We start from the raw sequence: 18,444 nt of genomic DNA, 5'->3' as shown, positions 1-18,444 counted from the left end.
CAAATATTAAATAATTATTTTTTTTCTCTCATATTGTATTTATTCTTGAAAATTCACTGTAAAAAGAAAGTTTTACCTAAAATAATTTATTAGTCATTTCATTGATTAAATTTTAATTTAACCTCATCACATAAAAAAACGAAAGCCATACACAGTTGCATGGCTTTCTAATATAATTTAAAATTATTTTTAAAGTGAATAATTCGGAGCTTCCTGAGTAATAATTACATCATGAGGATGCGATTCTTTCAATCCGCTTCCTGTGATCATTACCATTTTGGTTTCTGTTTGTAGTGCTTCAATATCTTTTGCACCGCAATATCCCATTCCTGCTCTTAAGCCTCCTGTTAACTGGAAAATAACGTCTTCCAGCTTCCCTTTGCTTGGAACTCTTCCTTCGATTCCTTCCGGAACGAATTTTTTAGCTTCACTCTGGAAATATCTTTCCTTTCCGCCTCTCTTCATAGCCGAAAGACTTCCCATTCCCTGATACGTTTTGAATTTTCTTCCCTGGAAGATAATTTCTTCACCCGGTGCTTCATCTGTTCCTGCCAGAAGGGATCCCAGCATTACAGCTCCTGCCCCGCTTGCGATTGCTTTTACGATATCTCCGGAAAGTTTGATTCCCCCATCCGCAATAACGGCAACATTCTTAGTCTTCGCGTATTCGTAAACGTTGTAAATAGCGGATAACTGAGGAACTCCGACACCTGCAACTACTCTCGTTGTACAGATAGAACCAGGACCTACTCCTACTTTAAGAACATTTGCTCCAGCTTTGATCAAATCCTCGGCTGCTTCAGCCGTTACAATATTTCCGCCAACGATATCAAGGTCCGGATACGCCTTTCTGATTTCCGAAATTTTATCCAGAACACCCTTAGAATGTCCGTGTGCAGAATCAATACCAATGATATCAACACCTGCTTTCACCAATGCTTCAATTCTTTCCAGCGTATCTTCTCCTACACCTACACCTGCTCCAACGATTAACCTGCCGTTCTGATCTTTATTCGCATTCGGATATTCGAGTTGATTATCAATATCTTTAATGGTGATTAAACCAACCAGTTTATTTTCAGCATCAACGATCGGAAGCTTTTCTACCCTGTTTTTAAGAAGGATTTCTTTAGCTTTTTCAAGATTGGTATTTTTATCGGAGGTGATCAGATTATTTTTTGTCATAATCTCCTCTACTTTCATATCAAGATTTTCCTGATATTTTACATCTCTGTTGGTGATAATTCCTATTAATGTGTTTTCGGCATCTACCACCGGAAGCCCGGAGATTTTATATTTCGCCATTGTATCTTTAGCCTGAGCCAACGTATGGTCTTTTGAAAGCGTAACAGGATCGGAAATCATTCCGTTTTCGGAACGTTTTACACGGTTTACCTGAGCGGCCTGTTCCGCAATCGTCATATTTTTATGAATAAAACCCAAACCGCCCACTCTTGCCAATGCAATTGCCAATTCAGCTTCGGTTACTGTATCCATTGCAGCAGAAACGATTGGAACATTCAGCGTAATTTTGTCGGTAAGTCTTGATTTTAATGAAACCTGATTAGGTAAAACTTCAGAATAAGAAGGGACTAGAAGCACGTCATCGAAAGTGATGGCTGTCTCTACAATTTTGTTATGAATAGACATCTTTACTTTCTTGCAAAATTAAGGTATTTTGATGAAATACGAAAATCGATTTTAATAGTTTAAATAAAACTTAATAATCAATAACTTAAATTAAAAAAACCATCTCCGATAAGAAATGGTTTGTACAAATGAAATTTAATATATGATTGAATATGAATGTCTACTTATCTTTTGCAGAAGCAATAAGTCTTGAAATATCATCTGCTGTAAAGTTTCCTTTAATATCAACAAAAACAAGTTCTTTATCTGAATTTACAGTGATCATCATATTTTTAATTGCGTCACCTTTTTGTTTCACCCGAATGTTGACATTGTCGCCATTATGTTTTATCATAGCCCATTCTTCATAATTATTATTATTCAGATAATTTGCGAAATCTCTCAGCATATTACGGTCTCCGTTTTCAACAGTTAATACTTTTATTTTCGAAACCTTTTTTACGAGCCTGATAAGATCTTCATCTTCTCCGTCTTCTCTTAATGCTTTTTTGATATAAGGCTTAGCCAAAAACAGCGGAACATTGATGCTTACAAATTTAGCTCCTTTGAATTCCTTTCCCGAATCTGAAAAATACGCAATATTCGGTTTTTCTGAAACGACACAGGACTGCATTACAAACATGACGGAAATAATCAGAAAAATGGTTTTAAATATTTTCATGGCTGGTATTTTTTTAGTTGATTTGTTTTAAGCTTCCTCCGGATGTTTTGCTGATATTGGCATCTACTCTTGGATTTCCTTTATATTTAATACTTCCTCCCGAAGATGCCGTTGCTTTTAAACGCTCCGCTACATTACCGGTAACAACGCCTCCCGATGTTGCTTCAGCCTCAAGTTCATTGAACTGAAATTTCTCCGAATTGCAAACCGCACCACTACTTACGTCTATTGAACCCGCATTTACTCTTCCGTTAAGATTGGCAACCGCTCCGCTGGATGCTTTAACAGCAATTTGTTTTGTATTGATGGTAGAATTGATAACAGCTCCGGAACTCAGCTCCATTTTTGTATTATCCGAATTAAAATCACCATTGATTACAGATCCTGATGAAAGATCAACTGAAACGGTCTTTTCATTTATTGTATTGATAGCATTGAATATTGCTCCCGAAGAAGTTTTAATATTATCTATCCTGGGCGAAGAAACATTTACGCTGATATTTTTGAATTTCAGATTCTTTTGTCCTTTGTTATCTACATACACTTTCAGGACACCGTTATCAACTTTTGTTACAATATACTGAAGCTTATCAGCATCTGCTATGACCTTTACAGAGGTAGGATTTTCCTGTTTAAAATTAACAATCACGCCCGTACTCACCTGCACGCCTGAGAAATCTCCCACATTTCTGGATTCTCCGTTCAGATAAGACGTTGTATTTTGGGAAACAAAACTGTTTTTGGTATTCGTTACGGGGTTTGTTTTGGTTTCGGTAGAATTGATGATTTTATTGATATCATCCATTGAAAGCCTTCCGTCCAGTTTTATGAGGATGCTTTCTTCACCTCCGCTGTCAATACTCAACAGCAGATCATCAAGAATTCCATTTTTCTCTTCAGCAGACAGAAATTTTATTTTTGCTCCGTTGCTGTTCATGGTCATGATCTCACTATAATTGAGATTGCTTAAATAAGATTTGATATCCCTGTTAATCTGCGACAGTTTTTGTCCGTTCACAGAACCTGCATTCTCAGGTTTTTCAGCTATGAAAACCTTCAATCCATTTATTTTTGATAATAAAGGTTTGATCTGATCGAGTTCGGCATCGCCCAAATTCAGATTGCTGAGCATTCCGAACATCGGTTTTGCGATTTTTATGGAAGTTACACCTTCCACTTCCTGATATTTATCAAAAAGCTGGTCCAGCTTATCCTGCCCGTACACATTAAAGAACTGTGAGAAGGCGAATGCGAATATGATGAATATTTTTTTCATGAGTCAATTTTATTTTTTTTGATTATTAGTGCCTGATCAGGAGCATAATCTTTTTAAGGGTTAATTAATAATCGTCGTCTACGACTGTTGGTTTTGCTAATTTTTCACTGACGTTATTTGCAAATATTTGGAATGAATACTTAGTCACATTAATGGCTTCTTCTACATTTTCAATTCTTTTACCGTTTACAATAACGTAAGAATCTTTATAGCCTGTAGAATCTTTTGCCGCTTTACGATAAGAGGAATTATCAACATACCTTGGCTTTCTTTCTTTTTTAAGCCTGCCTCTTTTCGGCAATATTTCATCTAAATAATCTTTTTCTGCTAAGGTATTTCCCTGAAATACCGAATCTTGTTTGATCCCGGCAACAGAATCCGATACATGGTTTACAGCAACCTGTGCCTGCTGCTCATTATTTTCTTCGATGAAATTATTTTTCTCTCTTTTAATCTGATTTTCAACCATCAGCGCCTGGTCTTGTACACTCTGATGAGTATTATAATTAAAAATAAATCCTATACTCAGCAACACTACAGTACTTGCTGCCATCCAGAACCATTTCGGAAAAGCCGGTTTATTTTTATTGTTGATCGGAATAACAGGAGCTTCACTATTGTCTTTTGCATGTTCTTTACCTTCTGCCTGTTTCAGGAAATCCTCAAAGTCCCACTCCATTTTTTCTTCCTTTAAATTTCGGAAGACTTCATCGTATTTATCTTGAAATTTGTCTTTGCTCATAGCTCATCAATTGTGAAATTTGTTCTTTTACTTTTTGTCTTGCTCTCATAAGATTTACTCTTACTGCGTTTTCTTCCATTTCCAGCATTTCTGCGATTTCCGAGACTTCATACTCTTCAACATCTTTCAAATGGATAACCATCTTTTGTTTTTCCGGAAGCTGATTAATGAAACCAATGATATGTTCCTTCAGATTATTCACTTCCATACTGTAAAGCTCCGATCTGTGAAGTTGCATATCTGCAAATCCGGTTTTTACATCGTGGTGCTTTAGCCTGTTCAGACATTCGTTTCGGACTGCCTTTAATGCATACGATTTTAAATTCCCGAACTGTTCCAGCTCATCTTTTTTCTGCCAGAATCTGATCATCAGATCCTGCACCACGTCTTCCGCCTCATCACTACTCATGACGAATCTCTTCGCAAAGCGATACATCTCATTTTTGAGAATGAATACCGTACTTCTAAAAGTTTCTTGGGTCATAAGTTTTGTTTCTATAGATAAGACAGTCAGATTTTACATTTTATTACATCTAAAAGAAAAAAACTTCAAAAAAATTTGAAGTTTCCTTTATTCATCATATTAATAATGATCAAAAATATGTTTTAAAATAGCCTTATCCTCATCTTTTAAGGCCACTTTTCTTCTTGCCATGGCACGTTCTGCAACTTCATAGGCTTTATCCAATTTAAATTTTTCATCATCTTTAAATCCGCCCCAAGAAAAATTTTCAACAAGGTTAGGCGGGAAGCCTTCTTTAAAAATATTGGATGCCACACCCACAACCGTTCCTGTATTGAGCTGTGTATTGATGGCAGTTTTAGAATGATCTCCCATAATCAGACCGGCAAACTGAAGCCCTGTATCTTCAAAAGCCTTTCTTCTGTAATTCCATAATCTTACATTTCCGTAATTATTCTTCATATTGGAAGAATTGGAATCTGCCCCGAAATTACACCATTCCCCGATTACCGAATTTCCGATAAAACCATCATGCCCTTTATTGGAATACCCGAAAATAATAATATTGCTGACCTCACCTCCCACTTTGGAATACGGACCGATGGTTGTAGCTCCGTAGATTTTTGCTCCTAAATTAAATTTGGATTCCTCACACAGTGCAATCGGCCCACGCAGATGACAACCTTCCATTACTTCAGCATTCTTTCCTATATAAATCTTTCCTGTTTTCGTATTAAGAGTTGAGAATTCAATCTGTGCCCCCTCTTCAATGAAAAGATCATTTTTATCTCCTAAAAATCCGTTGGTAGAAGAAAGTTCCTGCGAGGCTTTTCCTCGGGTTAATAATTCGAAATCAAAATCTATCGCTTTCTGATTATAGGTAAAAAGATCCGATGGCTTTTTAAAGAACACAAGTTCTTCTTTAATATCCGTCATTTTCTCAATCTGGTTGAGAGAGAAGCCGTCCATATTAATTTTAGCCGCAATTAATTCATCCTCATACACCAAAGCTTCTCCCTGTTTAAGGTCTTTGATTTGCTGGATGACATTTTCAGTCGGCAGGAAGTTCGTTACCAGAAAAAGACTTTCCTTCTTTTCAGGTTCAGGAAATTTTTTCTGTAAATAAGATTCCGTAAAAAAGGAGATCTCAGTGTTTTCTAAAATTTTCTGCCATCTTTCGGAAAACTTGAGAATTCCGCACCGCATTTCGGCAATGGGACGGGTAAAAGTAAGCGGAAGAAAATCTTCCCAGTATTGCGCATCTGAAAATACTAATTGCATTTTGATAGAAGTTAGGGGTTAGAACCTAGAAGTTAGGGTCGGAAGTTCTTAGATTTTATTATCTAAACTAACCGCCTAATTCTAGTTCCAACAAAATTACAATAAAAAAAGTCTCCCGAAAATCGAAAGACTTTAAAATATTGTAATGTCAAAAAATTACTTAGCGAATTTTTTGTATTTGTTCATGAACTTATCAACTCTACCTGCAGTGTCAACCAATTTCACTTTACCAGTGTAGAAAGGGTGAGAAGTTGAAGAGATTTCCATTTTGATCAAAGGATACTCTTGTCCTTCGTACTCGATCGTGTCTTTTGTTTCTGCTGTAGACTTGCAAAGAAATACTTCGTCGTTACTCATATCTTTGAAAACAACAAGTCTATAATTTTCTGGGTGGATTCCGTTTTTCATGTGTAAATTTCTTTTTTTGTTAATGTCACATGTAACCTTGCGGTTTCATAATACAATGTTAAAAATTAAAGTTTGCTTTCGAAATAGTAATGGATATTTCTCTGCTAATTTTAGGTTGCAAAAGTACAATATTTTTTTGAATTTGCAAATAAGCTGTCAATATTTTTTTCTTCATAAGAAATTTAAAGTATTTTCGTTACATTTGAAATTTATTAAACTTAATTTCGATGAAAATCAAATTACTACTGGCTTTTTCTTTCTGGATGCTTGTGATGACTGTATCTTGTAATAAAGATGATATCAGTTTTGATGCTCCTTCACAAAAGTTGAGCTTTTCAAAAGACACGGTTTTTTGTGATACCGTTTATCATCAGGTTCGTTCGGAAACATATGCCGTAAAGGTTTATAATAATGAAGATAAAGACATCCTGATCCCGAGAATACATCTGGAAAAAGGTGCATCATCTTTATATAAAATCAATGTAGACGGAAAACCGGGATATGATTTTAAAGATGTTGCCCTGAGAAAGAAAGACAGCCTTTATATTTTCGTGGAAATTGCTCCGGAAGCAACAGGTCCTGAAGCGATTGCGGAAGACAAAATTCTTTTTGAAAGTCCTGCGGGACAGCAAAATGTTGTGCTTTTCTCCGTAGTTCAGGATGCAGAATTTTTTATCAAAAGTTCATCCAACCCCAATATCTTAACGTCTGATGCTACTTGGACCAATAATAAAGCTAAAATAATTTATGGTGACCTTACAGTTGATCAGAATGTAATCCTGAATATTCAGCCGGGAACCAAAGTTTATTTCCATAAAAACAGCGGAATGAAAGTGCTCCAGGGTGCGACACTCAATATTAACGGGACACTTACCAACAATGTCACACTTCGCGGCGACAGAAATGACCCTGCCTATGATACCATTCCTAAAAACTGGAATTCAGTTAAAATGGAGCCCGGATCTACGTTAAACATGAATTATACAAGGCTTTTCGGAGGAACAAAAGGGTTGGAAATGAAGCAGGCCAATGCTACCATCAGCAATTCATTCATCCATACTTTCCAGGAATATGGAATTTATTCCATCGGATCAACAATTACGGCAAGAAACCTGGTAATGAACAACTGCGGAGAATCTGCAATAGGAATCTTCAGGGGCGGAACCTACAATTTAACACATTGTACCATTGTCAATTATTCTGATCTTCTGCAGTCTTATAACAGAAACGGAATATTTGCTACCAATGAATGGAAAAATGAATCGAACCAGACGGAGCAGGGTGCACTGATCCTGAATGTAAGAAACAGTATCGTGTACTCAGACCGGGACAATTCAGTATTTTTTGAGCAGACTCCCGGACAGCTGTTTAATTTTACTTTTGAAAACTGTCTGCTGAAATATTCCAGTCAGTCGGAAGCAGGGTTCCTGGATACTGCGCCAAGTGTTATTCAGCTGGTGAAAAACCAGGATCCGTTGTTTGTCAATTATTTTGCAGCCCAGATGAATTTAAGAGTTAAGCAGAACTCTCCGGCAATCGGGAAAGGAAGTACAACCGTTGCAGCAACAGTTCCTACGGATATTGCCGGATCCTCAAGAACCTCAAATCCTACTTTAGGCGCTTATCAATATCAATAAATTAAGATAAATGGATTTCAATATTGTAAAAACAGGAGCTTTCATTACATTAATTATTGTTTATGTTACGGTAAGAAAACTTTTTAAAAAGTTTGCCGACTTTACGGAATACATAGGCAATCCTTCCCAGTATGAAGAAGAAAACGAAACCTTAAGAACGAAAATCGTAGCTTTAGAAGAAAAGATTAATATTAAAAATTAAATGGAAATTACCAATCTGCAGCAACAAGTTGATGAATGGATCAAAACCATTGGTGTCCGTTATTTCAATGAACTTACCAATATGGCTATGTTGACAGAAGAAGTTGGCGAAGTGGCAAGAATTATCGCAAGAAGATATGGCGAACAAAGTGAAAAGGAGAGCGACAAAAGTAAAGATCTTGGCGAAGAACTGGCTGATGTGTTATTTGTAACATTATGTTTAGCCAATCAAACGGGTGTCAATCTGCAGGAAGCATTCGATAAAAAAATGAAAGTAAAAACGGAGCGGGATAAAGATAGACATCAGAATAACGGGAAATTAAAATAATGCAGGAAGACGGATGATAGAAGAAGGAAGTTTAATACAGTAAATGACTTTCTGCTTCCGGCCTCCAACTTCCCTACTGAAAATAATGAAGAAGCTAAAAAAATCAGAATTAAAAGAAAATCAGACTATACAAATCAGCGGTTCGAAAAGTATTTCGAATCGTTTGTTGATTTTAGAAAGTCTGTTTAAAAATATACAAATTGGAAACCTTTCAAATTCTCAAGACACCAGTCTTTTAAAAAAGGCCTTATCGGAAAATACAGACGTGGTAGACATTCATCACGCGGGAACAGCGATGCGTTTTCTTACCTCGTATTATTCTATCCAAAATGGGAAAATAACGATTTTGACAGGTTCCCAAAGGATGAAAGAAAGACCGATCAAAAATCTGGTGACGGCTCTAAAAAGTCTTGGCGTAGAAATCGAATATATGGAAAATGAGGGATTTCCGCCTTTGAAGATTAAAGGAAGAAAAATCACTCAGCCAAAAGTTGATGTTCCGGCAAATATCTCAAGCCAGTTCATCACTTCCCTATTGTTGATTGCAGGAAAACTTGAAAACGGTTTGGAAATAAACCTGGTTGGCGAAGTCACCTCGAGGTCTTATATTGAGATGACTTTGAATATTTTAACCCGATTCGGAATTAAAAACAGCTTCATCGGAAACACAATCAAAGTTGAGCCTTTCATCAATCATCAATCATCAATCATCAATTATGAAGTAGAAAGCGACTGGAGTTCCGCCTCATATTTCTATTCTTTTGCAGCTTTGGGAAGAAAGACCATTCATCTGAAAAGCTTTTATAAAGAATCCACCCAGGGAGATTCTGCCATTGCAAAGATTTATGAGAAGTTTTTCGGAATCAAAACGATTTTCAGCGATGCAGATCATACCATCACGCTAAAACCGGATTCCGGCTTTATTCTTCCTGAAAAGATTGTCTTAGATATGAACAACTGCCCGGATATTGCGCAAACCCTTTGTGTTACAGCAGCAGCTTTAAAAATCCCTTTCGAAATTTCAGGACTTGGAACATTAAGAGTAAAAGAAACCGACAGGCTTTTAGCACTGCATAATGAATTAAAAAAATTGGGCACGGAAACTGAATTTACAGATCTTTCGATTAAATCAATCAGCTTTAATGAGCCTGAAGATAACATTTCCATTAAGACTTATCAGGATCACAGGATGGCAATGGCTTTTGCTCCTTTCTGTCTTATTCAGGAATTAGAGATTGAAGACGAAGATGTAGTAGAAAAGTCTTATCCGAAGTTTTGGGAAGATTTACAAATTATTTTAACTGAAAACTCATGAATACAAAAACAATCATCATTACCGGAACCTCTTCAGGAATAGGATTCGTGCTGGCAGAATATTTCGGGAAGAAAGGTCATAAAGTGTACGGATTAAGCCGAAAGCATACCGAAAGCAGTTATTTTACATCTATTCCAACAGATGTTACAGATAATAATGCAGTACAAGATGCCATTGCCGAAGTATTGAAAACAGAAAACAGAATTGATGTTCTGATCAACAATGCCGGAATGGGAATGGTGGGTGCTGTGGAAGATTCTTCAAAAGAAGATATTTTAAAATTATTTAATCTCAATTTGGTGGGGGCTGTTCAGATGATGAGTGCCGTACTGCCGAAGATGAGGGAAAATAAATTCGGACAGATCATCAATGTTTCCAGTATCGGAAGCGAAATGGGATTGCCTTTCCGCGGGTTTTACTCTGCGTCAAAATCTGCTCTGGATAAAGTGACAGAAGCTATGCGTTATGAAGTGTATCCGTGGAATATCCATGTCTGCTCGTTGCATCTTGGGGATATTAAAACGAATATTGCTGAAAATCGGGTACGTACCAAAGTTTCGGAACCTTATAAGAGTGTTTTCGATAAAGTATATGCTTTGATGAACAGCCATGTAGGAGACGGAACAGAACCTCTGGAAGTCGCGGAGTATGTAGATTTGCTTTTACAGAAAAACAAATGGAAAGCTCACTATTACTTTGGAAAATTCGGGCAGAAAATAGGAGTTCCTTTAAAGTGGATTCTTCCTCAGGGAATTTATGAAAATTTAATGAAGAAATACAATAAACTGTCCTAAAAACAGTTAAATGATTGGATGCATTGTTATTCTGAATGGAATACAATGCAGTGAAGGGTTTTGTTTTTTATTAAGGTTCCTCATTCCGTTCCATTACATTCAGAATGACAAATTGAAATTAATTTTAAAAATATTTTTTATCCTTTTTTGCGTTTTTATTCAGGCGCAGAAGAAGCCTTATTTTCTTATTGATTCGGAAACAAAAGTAAAAAAAAAGGTGAAAGATTCTGCTTCTGCCGTGAAATTTCTAGATTCATTGGCTCAGAATAACTATTTTTTCACCCAGCTGAAAGAAGTCAGAAAAATGGGAGATACAACGGAAATTGTTTTTCATAAAGGGAAAAACTTCAATGAAACGTATGTGAAGCTCTCAGATTCTATTTCGGATAAAATAAAAGTTCAGAAAGATTTTTTCACTAAAAATTTAGATTCAACCAAAAAAAGCATCAACAAAAAGTATATTGATGACGGCTTTGCCTTCAGCAGGATAAAATCGAAATATAAAGGTCAGAAAAACGGATATCCGGTTGTAGAGCTTGACATCAATAAAAATGATAAAAGAACCATCGACGGTTTTGTAGTGAAAGGCTACACCAGTGTTCCGAAAAGGTTTATTAAAAATCTTGAAAAAGAATTTAAAGGCAAAACCTATGATGATAAAAATCTTCTGGCCATTAATAAATCTTTTCAGAGCCATCAGTTTGTCAGCCTTGAACGTCCTCCGCAGACTATGTTTACAAAAGATTCCACAAGTATTTACCTTTTCATGGAGAAGAAAAAAACCAACAGCTTCGACGGGGTAATAGGTTTCGGGAATGATAAAACAGATAAATTCACACTGAACGGAACCCTGAATGTAAATTTCAGGAACATATTCAACAGCTTTGAAACCATCAATCTTTATTGGCAGCGGAATCCGGATAAAGGGCAGACATTTGATCTCCAGACGGATGTTCCCTATCTCTTCAAATCGAATGTCGGATTGAATATGAAGGTCAATATTTTCCGTCAGGATTCTACTTTTGCCAATGTAAAAGCGCTTCCAGCGTTCTATTATCATCTGAATTCAAGAAACAAGATCGGTCTCCGGGGAACTTTTGAAAGCTCGAGTATTATTGATACGCTGTATGTTCAGGGGAAAGATTACAACAAAAAAGGAATCGGGATCTGGTTTGAAATGATAGAACCTACGGATATTGATCTTTTCCTTTACAAAACGAGAATTAATGCCGGATACGATTATCTGACGACGAGATATACCAAAGATGATATCACGTCTCCGCAAAATCAGTTTTACTTTTTCGGAGAACATAATTACCATATTAACGGGAACCATTTCCTCAACATCAAGGGCGAAGGCGCGATGATGGACTCCAGGATCGACTTTTCCGCCAACGAATTGTACCGTTTCGGAGGATGGAATTCCATGCGGGGATTCAATGAAAATTCCCTGGCCGCCGATTTTTATTATTACGGAAGTTTGGAGTACCGGTATCTCATCGGAAGCCAGGCCTTTTTTGATGTATTCGGGCAGTACGGACAGCTCAACAACAAATCCCTCAATGTGAAGCCCAAACTCTATAGTGTCGGGCTTGGATTCAATTTCTTCATTCCGATCGGGTTGATGAGTTTCCAGCTTTCCAACGGTAACGAATTCGGAAATCCTTTTAAGTTTAATGATATTAAGATCCACTGGGGGATTTTGAGCAGATTTTAATTTACTCATTAGAATTATTATTAAATTAAAACGAAACCTGTTAACTTGCGGTTTCTTTCTATTACGATCCATATGAAAAGAAGAGAATTTTTGGAAAAGTCTGGAATCTTGCTGGCCGGGCTGGGAACTTCAAGTGTTCTACATCCTGCCATTCTGAAGGCTTTGATGATAGAGCCAGCGGCACAGTCTACTTTTTATGATGCGGAACATATTGTCATTCTCATGCAGGAAAACCGTTCTTTTGATCACGCATTCGGTGCTTTAAAAGGTGTAAGAGGATTTTCTGATCGCAGAGCTTTCATAAAACAAGACGGCCATTCCGTATTTTTTCAGAAAAATAATTACGGAAAGTATGCAGCACCTTCCCGCCTGGATCTAAAGAATACCAAATCCACATGGATGAGCTCTCTTCCTCACTCCTGGAATAATCAGCAACATGCGCTTAACAAAGGAAAATACGATCGCTGGCTTCAGGCCAAAGCATCTGATAATAAAAACTATAAAGACATTCCCTTGACTTTGGGATACTATAACCGGGAGGACCTCCCTTTTTACTATCAGCTGGCGGACGCTTTCACAATCTTTGACCAGTATTTTTGCTCATCACTAACAGGAACTACCCCAAACAGGCTTTTCCATTGGTCGGGAACCTTACGTGAACAAAAAAACGGAAAAGTAAAGGCTAATGTTTATAATGAAAATATTGACTATGATAAAAACCATCAGGCCAAATGGAAAAGTTTTCCTGAAATACTGGAAGAGCAGAATATTTCCTGGAGAATTTATCAGAATGAAATCAGTCTTCCGAAAGGAATGTCCGGTGAGCAGGAAGCCTGGCTGAGTAATTTTACGGATAATCCTATCGAATGGTTTTCAACTTTTAATGTAAAATTTTCGAAGGGTTATTATGAGCATATTCCCAATATTATTGCCTATTTGAAAAAGGAAATTGAAAAACATCCCGATCAGAAAGACAGTTTGGAAAAAAGGATTGCCGAACTGGAGGAAGATAAAATAAAATACCACCCGGATCAATATTCAAGCCTCTCACAGAAGGAAAGGAATCTTCACGAAAAAGCATTCACCACCAACATAAATGATCCTGATTATTGGCATCTGGAAATAGGACATGATGAAAATGGCGAAAGACTTGTAATACCGAAAGGAGACGTTTTACATCAGTTTAGGAAAGATGTTGAAAATAATAAACTTCCACTGGTATCATGGCTCATTGCGCCTGAACGCTTTTCAGATCATCCTGGATCTCCTTGGTACGGCGCGTGGTATATTTCTGAAGTGATGAATATCCTTACAAGTGATCCTGAAATCTGGAAAAAGACAATTTTCATTATCAACTACGATGAAAATGATGGCTATTTTGATCATGTTCTGCCTTTTGCACCGCCTTTAAATCCCAGTCAGCCTGTAGACCTGAATGGAACAGAGGGTGTTGAATATGTAAGCAAAAAGCAGGAGTATATGGCTTCCCCTTTAATGAAAGATTACGAAAAAGTAGAAGGAACAGTTGGTCTCGGTTACAGGGTCCCTATGATCATCGCATCACCATGGACAAAAGGAGGATACGTAAATTCTGAAGTGTCGGATCATACTTCTGTGCTGATGTTTTTAGAAAACTTCATCCGAAAAAAATATAAAAAAGATGTTACTGTAAACAATATCAGCGATTGGAGGAGAGCCATATGCGGAGATCTTACATCAGCGTTTAATGCTGCCAATATTAAAATTCCTGAGATGAATTATCTGGATCAGAAGGAATACACTAAAACCATCAACTCCGCTAAAAATAAACCTGTTCCTGATTTGAAATGGTACCATGAGAATGAGCTTGAAGACAAAATTCTTAACATTCAGGAACGTGGAATCAAACCGTCTAATGCTCTTCCATATAATTATCTTGTCAATCTCGAGAATGGGAAAATTATCATGAAAAATCTAACCGACAGGGCTGTTCCGATTATTATTTATGACAGGACAAGATTTGAAGAAGATGATTTTTACTTTTCCTACACACTTTATGCTAAACAGGAATTATCTCATGTTACTTCTACCGAGACTTACGGCTACGAAGTTTTTGGACCTAATGGCTTTTACAGGAACTTTAAAGGGGATCAATTCCCCGATTTGGAAATTACCCTGGTCAATGATCCATCAAAGAATCAGGTTGAAATTATGATTAAGAAAAATAAAAAAGAAAGCATCAGCCCGTATATCACTATGGAAAATCTTTACGAAAAAAGAAAAACCAAAATTCCATTAATGAAAATACAAGAAAAAATAATTGTGAATCTAGATAAAACAAAAGGTTGGTACGATTTGCAAATAATTTCGGATCATAACAGTTGGTATTTTGCGGGCCGTCTGGAAAATGGTAAAACTTCTATTTCAGATCCGCACTGGAGCTGATGACAGAAATATCTTTTTCAGGAGCTATCTCTCGCTATCCGCTCTTACTCCTCGCTCCAGAGCTTTCCGGGCTTAAAGCCCTTCTTTCCATCCCGCTGTGGGGTAGCCGCTGCTATCGAGGCTAGGGCAGTTGCCTATCTTATATGAGTAATGAGTAATGAGCAATGAGTAATGAGTAATTGGTAATGAGTAATAAAGTCTGATAAAATTCATGACTGGTATTTTAAGTACGGCTTAAACCTTGATACCTGAATCTTAACTTAAACCTTAACAAGTCCTAAACTTTAAACTTTAAACTTTAAATTCTAAACGCTAAACATTAAACCCTGAACATCCACATCTTAATACTCACTTCTCACTTCTTACATTTTACTTCTTACTTCTCACTCTTTCCTTAGGATATAAAAACAAAAAAACCTCACACATTGCTGTATGAGGTTTGTAAAAAAACTGGCGGCGACCTACTCTCCCGCTTTCGCAGTACCATCGGCGCTGGTGGGCTTAACTTCTGTGTTCGGAATGGGAACAGGTGAGCCCCACCGCTAAAACCACCCTAAAGGTTGTATATAGGTGTAAGGTTTTTTTAGTTTAATGTTCAAAGTTTTTAACCTTGAATCTTAAACATTGAACCTTGAACCGTTTTTATCGGTAAATTTCATCACAAAGGCAAAACCAGTATTGCACTTATAAATACTTAAGCTAAGTTATGATAAGCATGATTGCTCATTACCTATTACTCATTACTTATGAATAGGCTATAAATCTACGGGTAATTAGTACTACTCGGCTATGCTGTTACCAACTTTACACCTGTAGCCTATCAACGTGGTCATCTCCCACGACCCTTAAAAGATGTCTCATCTTGAGGCGAGTTTCACACTTATATGCTTTCAGTGTTTATCTCTTCCAAACATAGCTACTCAGCGGTGCACCTGGCGGTACAACTGATACACCAGAGGTTTGTTCAATTCGGTCCTCTCGTACTAGAATCAAGCCCTCTCAAACATCTAACGCCCGCAATAGATAGAGACCGAACTGTCTCACGACGTTCTGAACCCAGCTCGCGTGCCACTTTAATGGGCGAACAGCCCAACCCTTGGGACCTTCTCCAGCCCCAGGATGTGACGAGCCGACATCGAGGTGCCGAACCTCCCCGTCGATGTGAGCTCTTGGGGGAGACTAGCCTGTTATCCCCGGAGTACCTTTTATCCTATGAGCGATGGCCCTTCCATACGGAACCACCGGATCACTATGTCCTGCTTTCGCACCTGATCGACTTGTTGGTCTCACAGTCAAGCACCCTTATGCCATTACACTCTACGCACGGTTACCAAGCGTGCTGAGGGTACCTTTGAAAGCCTCCGTTACTCTTTTGGAGGCGACCACCCCAGTCAAACTACCCACCACGCAATGTCCTTCTTTAAAGAAGTTAGGCTCCAAGTAAGTAAAGGGTGGTATTTCAACGTTGGCTCCACAAACACTAGCGTGCCTGCTTCAAAGCCTCCCACCTATCCTACACATTACTTACTCAAAGTCAATACGAAGTTATAGTAAAGGTTCACAGGGTCTTTTCGTCCCATTGCGGGTAATCGGCATCTTCACCGATACTACAATTTCACCGAGCTCGTGGCTGAGACAGTGCCCAGATCGTTACACCATTCGTGCAGGTCGGAACTTACCCGACAAGGAATTTCGCTACCTTAGGACCGTTATAGTTACGGCCGCCGTTTACTGGGGCTTCAGTCAAACGCTTCGCTTACGCTAACGCCCTTCCTTAACCTTCCAGCACCGGGCAGGTGTCAGACCCTATACAGCATCTTTCGATTTAGCAGAGTCCTGTGTTTTTGATAAACAGTCGCCTGGGCCTCTTCACTGCGGCCACCATTGCTGATGGCGTCTCTTCTTCCGAAGTTACGAGACTATTTTGCCTAGTTCCTTAGCCACGACTCACTCGAGCACCTTAGGATTCTCTCCTCGACCACCTGTGTCGGTTTTGGTACGGGTTGCTTCACTTCGGCTTTTCTTGGATCCGATTACACTACAGCAGCTTCGCCCGAAGGCTAGGCCTTGACACTTCCGTCCGTCTTTAGTAGCTACATCGAACCGTCCCCTTTTTAGTGTGAGCAAGTATGGGAATATTAACCCATTGTCCATCCACTACCCCTTTCGGGTTCGCGTTAGGTCCCGACTAACCCTCAGCTGATTAGCATGGCTGAGGAAACCTTAGTCTTTCGGTGAGGGGGTTTCTCGCCCCCTTTATCGTTACTTATGCCTACATTTTCTTTTCTGTCCGCTCCACAATACCTCACGATACTGCTTCGGCGCAAACAGAATGCTCTCCTACCAGATATAATAAATTATAAATCCATAGCTTCGGTAATATGTTTATGCCCGATTATTATCCATGCCGGACCGCTCGACTAGTGAGCTGTTACGCACTCTTTAAATGAATGGCTGCTTCCAAGCCAACATCCTAGCTGTCAATGCAGTCCAACCGCGTTGCTTCAACTTAACATATATTTGGGGACCTTAGCTGTTGGTCTGGGTTCTTTCCCTCTCGGACATGGACCTTAGCACCCATGCCCTCACTGCCGTAGAACATTTATTAGCATTCGGAGTTTGTCAGGAATTGGTAGGCGATGAAACCCCCGCATCCAATCAGTAGCTCTACCTCTAATAAACTTATATACGACAGTCGCACCTAAATGCATTTCGGAGAGTACGAGCTATCTCCCAGTTTGATTGGCCTTTCACCCCTACCCACAGGTCATCCGAAGACTTTTCAACGTCAACCGGTTCGGTCCTCCACTTTGTGTTACCAAAGCTTCAACCTGCCCATGGGTAGATCACAAGGTTTCGCGTCTAATCCTACTAACTATGCGCCCTATTCAGACTCGCTTTCGCTCCGGCTCCGGACCTTAAGTCCTTAACCTCGCTAGTAAAATTAACTCGTAGGCTCATTATGCAAAAGGCACGCCGTCACAGAATTAATCTGCTCCGACCGCTTGTAGGCGTACGGTTTCAGGTTCTATTTCACCCTTCTATTCGAAGTGCTTTTCACCTTTCCTTCACAGTACTTGTTCACTATCGGTCTTTCAGGAGTATTTAGCCTTGGAGGATGGTCCCCCCATATTCAGACAGGATTTCACGTGTCCCGCCCTACTCATTTATCATCTTAATATACCTTTCGAATACCGGGCTATCACCGTCTATGGCCGCACTTTCCAGTACGTTCTTCTAAATATATAAAGACTTTTGGGCTAATCCGCTTTCGCTCGCCACTACTTACGGAATCTCTTCGATTTCTTTTCCTCCGGGTACTTAGATGTTTCAGTTCTCCGGGTTTGCTCTCTAAATAAATTTAGAGTAATACATCTTCAATGTATTGGGTTGCCCCATTCGGACATCTCGGGATCAATTCGTGTGTGCCAATCCCCCGAGCTTTTCGCATGACTTACCACGTCCTTCTTCGCCTCTGAAAGCCTAGGCATCCGCCATACGCCCTTAACGATTTCTTTCCTATTTTTAGGTTACTCAAGCACTTATA

General features: G+C 38.6%; 14 protein-coding genes and 2 rRNA genes. 7 read left to right on the top strand and 9 right to left on the bottom strand.

Annotation, left to right across the window (positions count from 1 at the left end):
• Window positions 1-189: 189 nt before the first annotated feature.
• The 7 genes from guaB to ODE14_RS16015 form a co-directional block, all read right to left on the bottom strand.
• Window positions 190-1,650: an IMP dehydrogenase gene (guaB, locus tag ODE14_RS16045; protein ID WP_169232006.1), complete on the bottom strand. Its 1,461-nt coding sequence runs from the start codon at window positions 1,648-1,650 to the stop codon at window positions 190-192.
• 160 nt (window positions 1,651-1,810) lie between these two features.
• Window positions 1,811-2,311: a DUF4252 domain-containing protein gene (locus tag ODE14_RS16040; RefSeq protein WP_263602143.1), complete on the bottom strand. Its 501-nt coding sequence runs from the start codon at window positions 2,309-2,311 to the stop codon at window positions 1,811-1,813.
• A gap of 13 nt (window positions 2,312-2,324) precedes the next feature.
• Complete coding sequence (locus tag ODE14_RS16035) at window positions 2,325-3,587, bottom strand: DUF4252 domain-containing protein (protein ID WP_263602142.1); 1,263 nt, start codon at window positions 3,585-3,587, stop codon at window positions 2,325-2,327.
• Between the two features lie 64 nt (window positions 3,588-3,651).
• Complete coding sequence (locus ODE14_RS16030) at window positions 3,652-4,329, bottom strand: hypothetical protein (RefSeq protein WP_263602141.1); 678 nt, start codon at window positions 4,327-4,329, stop codon at window positions 3,652-3,654.
• A complete protein-coding gene (locus tag ODE14_RS16025) occupies window positions 4,304-4,813 on the bottom strand; it encodes an RNA polymerase sigma factor (protein WP_248388698.1) in 510 nt (169 codons plus the stop codon). Before ODE14_RS16025 ends, ODE14_RS16030 begins: the two co-directional genes overlap by 26 nt.
• A gap of 99 nt (window positions 4,814-4,912) precedes the next feature.
• On the bottom strand, window positions 4,913-6,073 hold the full coding sequence (locus ODE14_RS16020) for a GlmU family protein (protein ID WP_263602140.1): 1,161 nt from the start codon (window positions 6,071-6,073) through the stop codon (window positions 4,913-4,915).
• A gap of 156 nt (window positions 6,074-6,229) precedes the next feature.
• Window positions 6,230-6,481 (bottom strand): type B 50S ribosomal protein L31, encoded by a 252-nt coding sequence (locus tag ODE14_RS16015; protein WP_002976190.1) that lies wholly within the window; start codon window positions 6,479-6,481, stop codon window positions 6,230-6,232.
• A 227-nt stretch (window positions 6,482-6,708) separates the two neighbouring features.
• Here ODE14_RS16015 and ODE14_RS16010 point away from each other — a divergent pair, with 227 nt between their 5' ends.
• The 7 genes from ODE14_RS16010 to ODE14_RS15980 all read left to right on the top strand — a co-directional run bounded on the left by ODE14_RS16010 (window position 6,709) and on the right by ODE14_RS15980 (window position 14,897).
• Window positions 6,709-8,118, top strand: coding sequence for a hypothetical protein (locus ODE14_RS16010; RefSeq protein ID WP_263602139.1), 1,410 nt, complete (start codon window positions 6,709-6,711; stop codon window positions 8,116-8,118).
• A gap of 10 nt (window positions 8,119-8,128) precedes the next feature.
• On the top strand, window positions 8,129-8,320 hold the full coding sequence (locus tag ODE14_RS16005) for a hypothetical protein (RefSeq protein ID WP_263602138.1): 192 nt from the start codon (window positions 8,129-8,131) through the stop codon (window positions 8,318-8,320).
• On the top strand, window positions 8,321-8,647 hold the full coding sequence (locus ODE14_RS16000; protein WP_248388707.1) for a nucleotide pyrophosphohydrolase: 327 nt from the start codon (window positions 8,321-8,323) through the stop codon (window positions 8,645-8,647).
• A gap of 85 nt (window positions 8,648-8,732) precedes the next feature.
• Complete coding sequence (locus tag ODE14_RS15995; protein WP_263602137.1) at window positions 8,733-9,962, top strand: 3-phosphoshikimate 1-carboxyvinyltransferase; 1,230 nt, start codon at window positions 8,733-8,735, stop codon at window positions 9,960-9,962.
• Entirely contained in the window at window positions 9,959-10,756 is a 798-nt protein-coding gene (locus ODE14_RS15990; protein WP_263602136.1) for an SDR family oxidoreductase, read from the top strand. The genes ODE14_RS15995 and ODE14_RS15990 overlap by 4 nt, the downstream gene beginning before the upstream one ends.
• Before the next feature lie 10 nt (window positions 10,757-10,766).
• Window positions 10,767-12,473, top strand: coding sequence for a hypothetical protein (locus ODE14_RS15985; RefSeq protein WP_263602135.1), 1,707 nt, complete (start codon window positions 10,767-10,769; stop codon window positions 12,471-12,473).
• Between the two features lie 72 nt (window positions 12,474-12,545).
• Entirely contained in the window at window positions 12,546-14,897 is a 2,352-nt protein-coding gene (locus ODE14_RS15980; RefSeq protein WP_263602134.1) for a phosphocholine-specific phospholipase C, read from the top strand.
• Between the two features lie 448 nt (window positions 14,898-15,345).
• On the opposite strand, the gene rrf is transcribed toward ODE14_RS15980, so the two are convergent.
• Both rrf and ODE14_RS15970 read right to left on the bottom strand, forming a co-directional pair.
• Window positions 15,346-15,453: ribosomal RNA gene (rrf, locus tag ODE14_RS15975) — 5S ribosomal RNA — on the bottom strand.
• 197 nt (window positions 15,454-15,650) lie between these two features.
• Window positions 15,651-18,415 (bottom strand): 23S ribosomal RNA (locus ODE14_RS15970).
• Window positions 18,416-18,444 lie beyond the last annotated feature (29 nt).

The organism is Chryseobacterium sp. PET-29, from assembly GCF_025736815.1.
Classification (GTDB): Bacteria; Bacteroidota; Bacteroidia; order Flavobacteriales; family Weeksellaceae; genus Chryseobacterium; species Chryseobacterium nepalense.
Note: the sequence above shows the minus strand (reverse complement) of the source record. Positions and strands in the feature narration are given on the sequence as shown.